At 41.0% G+C, this 9,792-nt stretch carries 12 protein-coding genes and 1 pseudogene; 10 read left to right on the top strand and 3 right to left on the bottom strand.

Features of this window, described 5'->3' with window-relative positions:
* Positions 1–378: 378 nt before the first annotated feature.
* Positions 379–3,861 (bottom strand): transcription-repair coupling factor, encoded by a 3,483-nt coding sequence (gene mfd, locus O9324_RS17465; protein WP_288140848.1) that lies wholly within the window; start codon positions 3,859–3,861, stop codon positions 379–381.
* A gap of 483 nt (positions 3,862–4,344) precedes the next feature.
* Between mfd and O9324_RS17460 the strand changes: the two genes are divergently transcribed.
* The 4 genes from O9324_RS17460 to O9324_RS17445 all read left to right on the top strand — a co-directional run bounded on the left by O9324_RS17460 (position 4,345) and on the right by O9324_RS17445 (position 6,490).
* Positions 4,345–5,268 (top strand): metal ABC transporter solute-binding protein, Zn/Mn family, encoded by a 924-nt coding sequence (locus O9324_RS17460; protein ID WP_288140847.1) that lies wholly within the window; start codon positions 4,345–4,347, stop codon positions 5,266–5,268.
* Positions 5,269–5,278: 10 nt separating this feature from the next.
* On the top strand, positions 5,279–5,974 hold the full coding sequence (locus O9324_RS17455) for a metal ABC transporter ATP-binding protein (RefSeq protein ID WP_002789780.1): 696 nt from the start codon (positions 5,279–5,281) through the stop codon (positions 5,972–5,974).
* A 64-nt stretch (positions 5,975–6,038) separates the two neighbouring features.
* Positions 6,039–6,266 carry a type II toxin-antitoxin system HicA family toxin gene (locus O9324_RS17450; protein ID WP_288140846.1) on the top strand — a complete coding sequence of 76 codons (228 nt, stop codon included), beginning with the start codon at positions 6,039–6,041 and terminating at the stop codon, positions 6,264–6,266.
* 2 nt (positions 6,267–6,268) lie between these two features.
* On the top strand, positions 6,269–6,490 hold the full coding sequence (locus O9324_RS17445) for a type II toxin-antitoxin system HicB family antitoxin (RefSeq protein ID WP_002744564.1): 222 nt from the start codon (positions 6,269–6,271) through the stop codon (positions 6,488–6,490).
* A gap of 25 nt (positions 6,491–6,515) precedes the next feature.
* Here the strand turns inward: O9324_RS17445 and O9324_RS17440 are convergent, their stop codons facing one another.
* On the bottom strand, positions 6,516–6,749 hold the full coding sequence (locus O9324_RS17440; RefSeq protein WP_149986411.1) for a hypothetical protein: 234 nt from the start codon (positions 6,747–6,749) through the stop codon (positions 6,516–6,518).
* Between the two features lie 189 nt (positions 6,750–6,938).
* Between O9324_RS17440 and O9324_RS17435 the strand changes: the two genes are divergently transcribed.
* The 6 genes and pseudogenes from O9324_RS17435 (at position 6,939) to O9324_RS17415 (ending at position 9,308) form a co-directional block, all read left to right on the top strand.
* Entirely contained in the window at positions 6,939–7,196 is a 258-nt protein-coding gene (locus O9324_RS17435; RefSeq protein ID WP_002792623.1) for a DUF4160 domain-containing protein, read from the top strand.
* On the top strand, positions 7,150–7,488 hold the full coding sequence (locus O9324_RS17430; RefSeq protein ID WP_002789779.1) for a DUF2442 domain-containing protein: 339 nt from the start codon (positions 7,150–7,152) through the stop codon (positions 7,486–7,488). The genes O9324_RS17435 and O9324_RS17430 overlap by 47 nt, the downstream gene beginning before the upstream one ends.
* A 173-nt stretch (positions 7,489–7,661) precedes the next feature.
* A pseudogene (locus tag O9324_RS27535) lies at positions 7,662–7,784 on the top strand (DUF1214 domain-containing protein); the annotation flags it as partial.
* A gap of 103 nt (positions 7,785–7,887) precedes the next feature.
* The gene (locus O9324_RS17425; RefSeq protein ID WP_045362733.1) at positions 7,888–8,625 is read left to right on the top strand and encodes a hypothetical protein; all 738 of its coding nucleotides are present in this window, start codon (positions 7,888–7,890) and stop codon (positions 8,623–8,625) included.
* Positions 8,626–8,901: 276 nt separating this feature from the next.
* Positions 8,902–9,102: a type II toxin-antitoxin system HicB family antitoxin gene (locus O9324_RS17420; protein WP_002735173.1), complete on the top strand. Its 201-nt coding sequence runs from the start codon at positions 8,902–8,904 to the stop codon at positions 9,100–9,102.
* Positions 9,099–9,308 (top strand): type II toxin-antitoxin system HicA family toxin, encoded by a 210-nt coding sequence (locus tag O9324_RS17415; protein WP_002789777.1) that lies wholly within the window; start codon positions 9,099–9,101, stop codon positions 9,306–9,308. Before O9324_RS17420 ends, O9324_RS17415 begins: the two co-directional genes overlap by 4 nt.
* 62 nt (positions 9,309–9,370) lie before the next feature.
* Here O9324_RS17415 and O9324_RS17410 read toward each other — a convergent pair whose 3' ends face one another.
* Positions 9,371–9,619 (bottom strand): hemolysin XhlA family protein, encoded by a 249-nt coding sequence (locus O9324_RS17410; protein ID WP_288140845.1) that lies wholly within the window; start codon positions 9,617–9,619, stop codon positions 9,371–9,373.
* Between the last annotated feature and the right edge of the window lie 173 nt (positions 9,620–9,792).

Here is a 9,792-nt window from a genome sequence, read left to right as displayed (position 1 = left end):
TAATTAGGGTCTGCTGAATAAATCTAAAAACCTTGCTGGATAAGACTTTTAGCCTTTTTTGAAATCCAAAAGTACCAGATATGGGAGTGATCAGGGGGAAATTCAGCTACTTTTTCCCTGAAAATTAGGTAATTGACCCCCTCAAAATCGGTAAAACCCCACACCCCACACCCTACACCCTACACCCTGCCCCTAGGAAAAACTTTTTCAGCAGACCCTAATTATAACCAGCTACTTAGGTAGTCTTGCAAAAGTAATTTCCCGGTTGAGACAGGAGATTACTTTTAGTGATTATCTTCTCCCCTGCTCCCCACTTCATAATTGATAATTGATAATTCATAATTCCCAGTCTCCTATACTTTTTAAACAGGATTTAGTCTAATTCCTCGTCGGTAAACCATCTTTACACTTAGCTAACCACTCCAATAAACTATCTAACTGCTGTGGTGGTTTTACCGTTCCTAAACCCCTAACCGTCACCTGTTTGGGACTATAAACAAAGCGTGATTGTATATGTTGGGGTAGGTGTTCTTGTAATAATTTCCACGCTGGTTCTTCCATAGGAGTTTCTAGGATAATATGCTGTTTTCCGTCGGGTTTAATTCGCGAAAAACCGAGGGATTTAGCCAGATGTTTTAACTCGATTACCTTAAATAATTGTGCCACCGGTGCAGGAATTGCCCCGTATCTATCCACTAAATCCGCGGCAATTTGTCCTAAAGCTTTCTGAGAATTGGCAGTAGCGATCGACCGATAGACATCCATTTTCTGCTCCAGATCGGATATATAATCGTTAGGAATAAATGCCGTCAATTTCAGATCGATTTGGGTATCCTCCACTTGGGGAATTTCTTGACCTTGAATTTCTCGCAAAGCTTCCTGTAACATTTCCATATATAGATCAAAACCAATCGCTTCCATTTGTCCCGATTGTTCCGCACCTAATAAGTTACCCGCACCGCGAATTTCCAGATCCCTAGTCGCTAATTGATACCCCGATCCTAACTGGGTAAATTCTTGAATTGCCTTTAATCTTTCCCGAGCGGTTTCTGTTAGTTCTGCCTTGGCCGGATAAAGTAACCAAGCGTGCGCTTGTACTCCCGATCGCCCCACCCGTCCCCGCAGTTGATAGAGTTGCGCTAAACCGAATTTTTGGGCATCTTCAATGATAATTGTGTTAACTCTGGGAATATCTAACCCCGACTCCACAATAGTCGTACAGACTAAGATATCCGCTTCCCCATTATTAAATGCTAACATGGTGGTCTCTAATTCGGACTCATCCATACGACCGTGGCCGATGGCAATTCTAGCACCAGGAATCATCCCTTGAATTGCTGCCGCTTTTTCTTCAATTCCCTCGATTCTGGGTACTACATAAAAAATCTGTCCCCCCCGATCCAATTCATTGCGAATTGCCGTTCTAATCACATCAGAATTATAACTAGAAAGGTGGGTTTGAATGGGACGACGAGAGGGGGGAGGTGTGGTAATTAAACTCATTTCTCGCACCCCAGAAAGGGACATATAAAGAGTCCGGGGAATCGGTGTCGCACTCAAGGTTAACACATCAATATTACTTTTAAAAGCCTTAATTTTTTCCTTTTGGTTGACCCCAAAACGCTGTTCTTCATCAATTACCAATAATCCTAAATCTTTAAACTCCACCGCTTTACTCAATAACAACTGCGTCCCCACCACTATATCCAATTCCCCCGTTTTCAAGCGCTGGACGATATCTTTTTTCTCGGAATTGGTGCGAAAACGATTTAATAAACCCACGTTGATGGGATAGGGAGCAAAACGTTCTTTTAGGGTGTGATAATGTTGTTGGGTTAAAATCGTTGTTGGTGCTAATAAAGCCACCTGTTTATGACCCGTGGTGACAGCTTTAAAAATAGCACGAATGGCCACTTCTGTCTTACCAAAACCCACATCCCCACAGACTAAGCGATCCATCGGGCGATCGCTTTCTAAATCCCGTTTCACATCCTGTATCGCTTTCAGTTGATCAGCAGTGGGTTGGTAGGGAAAGGAATCCTCTAACTCCCGCTGCCAGGGATTATCCATCGGATAGGCAAAACCCGATTTTTGGGACCGTTGGGCGTAAATATTGATTAAATCAACCGCTAACTTCTTAACTGACTTCCTGACGCGAGCTTTCGTCGCTTCCCACGCTTTGCCAGAGATTTTATGTAATTCTGGCTCTTGATTACCTGTATGACGATAACGGGAGAGATTATCAACAGAATCGGCAGGAACCCGCAATAATCCATCGGCATATTTAATAACTAGATAATCTCGACCTTGCACTATTCCGCTAATTGTGCTTTCTTGCTTTTCTAGTTTGATAAACTGTCCGATGCCATGGTGTTTATGTACTACAAAGTCGAGGGGACGGAGTTTGTTCACGTCCACCTGTACCGAGGCTGCTTGCCGACGTTTGCGGACGTAACCGGCAGTATTTAAAAGATGTTGCCCGAAGAACTCTCGATCAGTAACGACGACTATGCGATAGGTGGGTAGGATAAAACCTTCTAATTCAGCTAATCCTGAGTATTTTAGGGCTGTAGCGGTGTTTTGAATGATTAAGCGCTCGATCGCCCCAAAATCGAGGGGATTGGGGATAAATTGGGCCGGACAGTCGTGTTCCTGTAATAACGAGACTGTGCGGGAGGGTTGGGCAGATATTAACCATGTAGCGTACTTATTTAGTTTAATACCGCTATAAATCTCTCTTTTTCCCCGTAAAATTTCCGCTAGTTTGGCGAATTGCCCCGGACTGGTGGGAATCGGACGACTGGAGAGATTAAGGCTATTTTCGGACAGGTGATCGTCTATTTCCGAGAGGTAGAGATGGGGAAATTTGGGCGATATTTGCAGAGATTCGCCAAAAGAACGGTGAATTTTCGGTAAAGCTGGTTCTATCTCTTGCCAGCGTTCCCCAATATATTCTATCCAGCGATCGCTTCTAGCTTGACAGCTTTCCAGTTCATCAAAGGCAATAAGAGTATTTTCGGGGAGATAATCCAATAAAGAGGCAGGTTGAGGGAAGGACAAGCCTAAAAATCGCTCAATTCCCTCTGGATAAATGCCATTAGCCAATTTTTCTCGCTCTTCAGCCTCCAAATAATCGGCCACTGTCGGGGGGAGAGAAGGGACAATCATCGCTGCGAAGCTAGTGGGAGTAAGAAGCAGATTGGGGATAGAATCGAGGGATCTTTGGGTGGCAGGGTCAAATTCTCGCAATTTTTCCAATTCATCGCCGAAAAATTCTAACCTGACCGGTAATTCTGCCGAAACTGGGAAAATATCAACGATATCGCCGCGACGACTCCATTGCCCTTCGGTTTCTACCAGTGAAACCCGTTCATATCCTAGTCTAGCTAGGGTTAGATCGAGGTTTTTGGCTTCTATCACCCTTCCTACCTCAAAATTATCGCTATACTGCTCGAAAACCTCTCTAGGGGGTAAATGGGGCTGCAGGGCTTTTTCGGTGGTAACGATCGCCATTCCAGCATCTTGATGACTGATTGTCGATAATACCTGCATCTGTCCCCAAATCATCTCGGATTCCCGATTAAATGTCTCGTAGGGGCAAGCTTCCGAGGTGGGATAAAAGAAAACACCTTTCCACGTCATCGCTTCTAATTGTGCCGCCCAACGTGCCGCTTCTTCCAGATTGGCACAAATAATTAAAAGATTTTTTCCTTGACAACGGGCGAAAGCTGTGCTTATTAATCCTTTCGGTAAGCGGGCAAGGCCAGTTAGGGTTAAATTGCCGTTTTTCTCCAGTTTTTGGATAAGTTCAGCAGTTAAGGGCGATTTTTCAATGTTGCGAATAACGGAGGCAAAAGTCATTTTTTAGTGATTGGCACTCGGTTTTTAGTTAAGCTCTACTGAATTTACACTGCCTCTTGGGAGTTTTAGTACAAATGCTCAGGCTTCCTCTCCCTGCTCCCAACTCTGGCACTCCGATGCAGTCTTAGCAAGATGATCGTAGGTTGGGTTGAAGCATGAAACCCAACGCCCGCATGGGTTACGCTACCGCTAACCCATCCTACAAATAATTGTGCCTCCCTACTTATCAGATGTGAGTTTTCAGTTCACCCACTACTTTTTGGGGTTAATTTTTTTGGGCTTTATTTGACTTGACCAGAGGGGGGTCGCAGGCGCACGGATTTTCCATTATCTATATAATATCATGTCAAGCGTTGGTTGGCAAGAGAAAATTTTTTAATTGCCAACCAAGTCAGTACATCTATACAGAGATATTTTCAGAATGATAACGATTCTCATCGACTGTGATAAGATGAGAATCATAATCAGACTCAGTTAACTCCGATGGGTAAAAAATTCCAGTTAACAGCGTTCGCTTTAACCCTGACTATAGCCAGCTTAACAGCTTGTAGTGGTCCCTCGGTCAAGGAAGAGGAAGCAAAGACACCCTTACAGGTGACAGTGAGTATCGTACCGCAGGAATATTTCGTCAAACGCATCGGCGGTGATAGAGTCAGTGTTAATGCCATGATTCAACCCGGCACAGATCCCCACACCTATGAACCAAAACCCGAACAATTAAAAACCACAGCCCAATCGCAAGCCTACTTTAAAATCGGTGTATCTTTAGAAGATGCTTGGAAAGATCGCTTAAATAGTGTTAACCAACAGATGTTAATCGTCGATACCAGTCAAGGAGTAGATAAAATCCCTTTGACAGCAGAACATAATCATGATCATGATCACAGCAAGGAAGAAAAACATCAAGCCGGAAAAAACACCCTAGATCCCCATATTTGGTTATCCCCAAAACGAGTCAAAGCACAAGCAGAGACTATTTACCAAACCCTAGCACAACTCGATCCGGGTCAGGAAGCTATCTATCGGGCTAACTTGGAAAAATTCAGTCAGGAGTTAGACGCATTAGATCAAGAAATTCGGCAAAACTTGGCAGGGATTAAAAACAAAAAGTTTCTGGTGTTTCATCCTGAATGGGGCTATTTTGCCCAAGATTACGGTTTAGAGATGATTGCGATCGAAATCGACGGCAATGAACCCAGTGCTGCCCAGTTAAGTCAACTAATCCAACAGGCAAAAAAAGAGAATATTAAAGTTATTTTTACTCAACCAGAATTTAGCCAGAAAATTGCCGAAACTATTGCGAGGGAAATTGGGGGACAGGTAATCCCTATTAGTGCCTTTGCTGAAAATTGGAGTGAAAACCTGCGACAAGTTTCCCAAAAAATGGCCACAGTTTTAAATCAGTAATTGTTTGTATATGTCAACGATCATTACCATTAGTAATCTCTGGGCCGGCTACGAACAGGAACCCATCCTCGAAGATATTAATTTAACTATTCAAGAACTGGATTTTCTAGGAATTATCGGACCGAATGGAGGAGGGAAAACTACCCTACTTAAGGTTTTACTGGGATTAATTAAACCTTGGCGGGGAGAAGTCAGTATTTTGGGGCAAAGTGTCGAAAAAGGTCGGGAATTAGTCGGTTATGTGCCGCAGTTTGTTGAATGCGATCGCTCATTTCCCATTACTGTGGGTGAGGTGGTGAAAATGGGGAGATTGAGCAGCAAAAAACTCTGGCAAGGCTATAGTAAAAAAGATGAGGTAAGGGTAGATAAAGCTTTAGATAGTGTGGGAATGTTAGCGTTGAAAAAAAGATCGATTGCTGAACTTTCGGGGGGACAGCGCCAACGGGTTTATATCGCTCGCGCTTTAGCAGTAGAACCCCGTCTCTTGATTTTAGATGAACCCACTGCCAGTGTCGATCCCCAAATGCGTGCTAGTATTTTTTCCCTGTTGCAAGAATTGAATGAGTGGATGACTATTTTAATTATTTCCCATGATCTGGGAACCCTATCTACCTATGTTAAATCGATCGGTTGTCTCAATCGTCGTCTCTATTATCACGGACAAAAATCTCTCACTGCCGCTATGTTAGAACAAGTGTATTGTTAAAAGGTTTCTCCTTTTGGGTTAAAATGGATTTCTGCTCAAGCTCATTGTTGAATGGTATTCACTCGTGTCTAAAAGGGATAAACTACTAGAACTACTCAAGAATAGTCCTAATAACGCAAGATTCAACGATATTTGTCAACTGCTAGAATTAGAAGGGTTTTCCCTTGATCGAATTACAGGTAGCCATCACATTTTAAAAAGAAATGATATTATTTTGGTCATACCTGTTCATAATAAAAAAGTAAAATCTGTTTATATTCGTCGAGTCCTTGAAATTATCGGAGATAACTAAAGATGAATTATCCAATTATTATTTATCCCTGTGAAGAAGGCGGTTTTGTCGCTGAAATTCCAGCACTATCTGGCTGTTTGGCTCAGGGTGAAACCTTAGAAGAAACCCTACAAGAATTACTGATGGTAAAAGATTTATGGTTAGAAACAGCCCAAAAATATAATCAAAAACTTCCCAACTTAGAAACAGAGATAGCGAAAATCAAAGCATTAAGCACTGTATAGAGCATTTTTGGGGGAATTGCGATCGCTAACTGCCGTCTTGACTTAAAAAATAGCCAACTGCACGCTGAAGCTGTTCCATCCCTTTTTGCAGTTGGTCAATACGGGCCTTAGAGTCTTCCATTTGTTGAGCAGTAGCCTCCACAAACCGATCAATACGCCGATTCGTTGCTTCACTGATTTCCGCCAGACGTTCTATTCTTGCATCAATACGCTCCATATTGGCTTCAATACGGTCTAATCGAGAACTTTGCCACCACATTTACTTACCACCTTTAAAATAAGCCGTTATTGCCGCCAGTCTAGCAAATTTTTAGACAAATTAATCTCTTTTCATCGTGTGATCGCTTTTTGGGGATGAGAAGAGGCGATCGTTTTTTGAGAAGGAGGGGCGATCGCTTACAATAGAAGGCAAACTTTTAGAAAGCAACCTTGATTACTATTCTTACTCATGCCCACTCTATCAAGCTTCTATGGAATAAAAATCACCATGAACTATAACGATCACAATCCGCCTCATATCCATGCCGAGTATCAAGATTATGAAGCGGTTATAATGATTCACACAGGTGAAGTTTGTGGTCAAATGCCCAAAAGAGGACTAAATTTAATATGGGAGTGGCTTGATCTACACCAATCTGAACTATTGGAGAACTGGGAAAATGCGCGTCAAAGAAAACCTCTTAACAGAATCGATCCCCTTCCCTAAAAAGGAGCTATTTCTTCATGTTATCTGTGTGGAATATCTGGATAAGTATCAATTAAAGCTAACTTTTAATAATGGAATAGAAGGGATTGTAGATTTAGAACAAGAATTGTATGGAGAAATCTTTGAACCCTTAAAAGATCAAAGCTTATTTCAAAAAGTATATGTAAATAGTCGGACAATAGAATGGCCAAACAAAGCAGACTTTGCCCCCGAATTTTTATTTGAAATTGCCCTCGACAAGCAACCGGTTAGTATAGTCGGTGATCGTGTAGGGTACGCTAATGAAATGTAACGGACTAAATTGTTTTCTTAACAATAATTATCTGATTTGCGATTATTTTGGACTTTAGTGCGATCAGGTTTTCTTCTCATGGTGTGATCGCTTTTTGATCAGGAGGGGCGATCGCTAATTGCCGTCTTGACTTAAAAAATAGTTACTTAACGCGCTTTTTTGCTTTTAATCATAAGGAAAATAATTGGGTGCAGACGATTCCTGAAACGGGTTGGAACACGATTCTTCGACTTTATGGCCCGCTTGAGCCTTGGTTTGATAAGACTTGGCGACCAGGGGAAATTGAGTTAAAGTAATCCTATTGAGAATCTGGCTGGATCGCCGATCTGTTGCTTGGGTTGAGGTGATACAATACAATATTGCCTTTTTTCTGGCTAATAAAATTGGCGATCATATTTCATGACTTTTTACGAATGTATGACAACTAATATAACTCAACAAAATAACCAAAATAATTTTAGTTTTGCCAAGTTTAAAGAGCAAATAACTGCTCGTAGAATTGACCTAAATAAAGCTATAGATAAAGTTAAACAAGACCATTATGTTAAAGAAGATAAGCAAAAAAAAGAACTATCCCCAATTATATTTGAAAAATCATTATTCCCAGAGTTAGTAGAGCAAGATAACTGGAGACATGAATTACTACAAGATCTAGCCCAGCAGTGGGAAAGCCTAGCTAATCTTTCTATTATTTGTGAAAAAGAAGCAAGGATAGCAAGCAAGAACAAAAGACAATATCGTTTTTGGAGAATCTTAGTAGGATTGACAATAACACTATTTTCTGCTTTATGGTTTGCTCGAAACCCTAGGAATGAAAACAGCAATAGCCCTCTAAGCAGAAGAAGCTTTCTCATTGGAGCCTTAACAGGATTAGTGGGGATATTTACTGCTGGCGGACCTTTAGTAGATGCTGTTAATGATTTAATAGAACCAGAAAGACATCGTAACCGAGCGATAGGCTTTAGAAGCTTAAAAATCGATACCGATAGTCAGATGCTCAACATCGAAATGATGATTTTTTATGACCTCTCCAAAAAAGAATTAAACTTCTCAGCCTTCTACCAAAAATTTAAAGCGATCAAGGAAGAGACCAATCGTATTTACAAAAAATCCTATGAATTGGGTATAAATATTTAGTACGATCACCGATCTTGTAGTGCGATCACTTTTGGGAGGTGAAGAAGAAAGTAGCGATCACTTTTTGTGATGAGGAGGGGTGATCTTTTTTTGGGGAATGAGGAGAGGCGATCACTTTTTGAGGAGGAGGAGGGGCGATCGTTTTTTTGATGATGGGGAGGGGCGATCGTTTCTTGAGTGAGGAGAGGCGATCATTTTTTGATGAGGAGGAGGGGCGATCACATATCGTATTTTTCTATTATCATAGTAAAATTAGGCAAATATTTTGAAAATAACATGAAAATTAAAGCTCTAATCTGGCAAGAAGATGGTATTTGGTGCGGTTCCGTACCTGCATTGCCAGGCTGTCATACCTGGGGAGAAAGCTACGAACAATTATTAGAAATGTTGCAAGATGCGGTTCAAGGATGGCTTGAAGTTGCAAGCCAAGAAACAGAAATTGAAGCAGAAAAAGAGCTAGTCGAATTATCATTATGAAATCTATTTCTGGCCAAGCCCTTTGTAAAATTATTGAACGTTATGGTTGGCAGTTAAAACGCATTAGTAGTAGTCATCATATTTATACAAAACAGGGAATGAAAGTTATTTTATCCGTTCCTGTTCATGGCAATAAAGATTTACCAATTGGTACTCTTAAGAGTATTTTGAAAGATGCTGATCTGACCGAAGATGACTTGAGATAACGGTGATCGCTGTTTTCTTGTTGATTAAATCTTAAAAACGCGATCAGGTTTTCTTTTGAAATCTAGGGTAAAGCTGTTAAAACAAAACGGATAGACGTTGCCACTACCGCCGTAAACAAAATCCCAATCAAAGCCCAAACCTGATTGCCCTGATTGCTTTCTACCTTTTCTATCTGTAATTCCATTTTATCGAATCGCTTATCCATTGAATCCAATCGTTTCTCTACATTATCAACTTTGGTTTCTACAGTAGCCAATCGAATCTGTACTTGATTCACATCTTTAGAAATTGTATCTAGCTTCTGATTCATTTCTGCTAGAACTTCGCGCAAATCCGTTTCGATGATATACTTTGCACGGCTACAACTTGCATTTTTTACTCAAGGACAATAATATAGTTTAAGAGTCATAATTAGAAGCAAAGCACTCATTAAAAACATGATTAACCTAGAATTCACGGAAGAAGAAAAGAACTCACTGTATT

It is taken from the genome of Microcystis sp. LE19-84.1B (genome assembly GCF_027531875.1).
In the GTDB taxonomy this organism is placed as follows: domain Bacteria; phylum Cyanobacteriota; class Cyanobacteriia; order Cyanobacteriales; family Microcystaceae; genus Microcystis; species Microcystis panniformis.
Note: the sequence above shows the minus strand (reverse complement) of the source record. Positions and strands in the feature narration are given on the sequence as shown.

Bases quoted from the DNA above. Each gene is read 5' to 3' on its own strand.
- mfd (WP_288140848.1), bottom strand. From the start codon at position 3,861: ATGACTTTTGCCTCCGTTATTCGCAACATTGAAAAATCGCCCTTAACT.
- O9324_RS17460 (WP_288140847.1), top strand. From the start codon at position 4,345: ATGGGTAAAAAATTCCAGTTAACAGCGTTCGCTTTAACCCTGACTATA.
- O9324_RS17455 (WP_002789780.1), top strand. From the start codon at position 5,279: ATGTCAACGATCATTACCATTAGTAATCTCTGGGCCGGCTACGAACAG.
- O9324_RS17445 (WP_002744564.1), top strand. From the start codon at position 6,269: ATGAATTATCCAATTATTATTTATCCCTGTGAAGAAGGCGGTTTTGTC.
- O9324_RS17440 (WP_149986411.1), bottom strand. From the start codon at position 6,749: ATGTGGTGGCAAAGTTCTCGATTAGACCGTATTGAAGCCAATATGGAG.
- O9324_RS17435 (WP_002792623.1), top strand. From the start codon at position 6,939: ATGCCCACTCTATCAAGCTTCTATGGAATAAAAATCACCATGAACTAT.
- O9324_RS17430 (WP_002789779.1), top strand. From the start codon at position 7,150: ATGCGCGTCAAAGAAAACCTCTTAACAGAATCGATCCCCTTCCCTAAA.
- O9324_RS17425 (WP_045362733.1), top strand. From the start codon at position 7,888: ATGACTTTTTACGAATGTATGACAACTAATATAACTCAACAAAATAAC.
- O9324_RS17420 (WP_002735173.1), top strand. From the start codon at position 8,902: ATGAAAATTAAAGCTCTAATCTGGCAAGAAGATGGTATTTGGTGCGGT.
- O9324_RS17415 (WP_002789777.1), top strand. From the start codon at position 9,099: ATGAAATCTATTTCTGGCCAAGCCCTTTGTAAAATTATTGAACGTTAT.
- O9324_RS17410 (WP_288140845.1), bottom strand. From the start codon at position 9,619: ATGAATCAGAAGCTAGATACAATTTCTAAAGATGTGAATCAAGTACAG.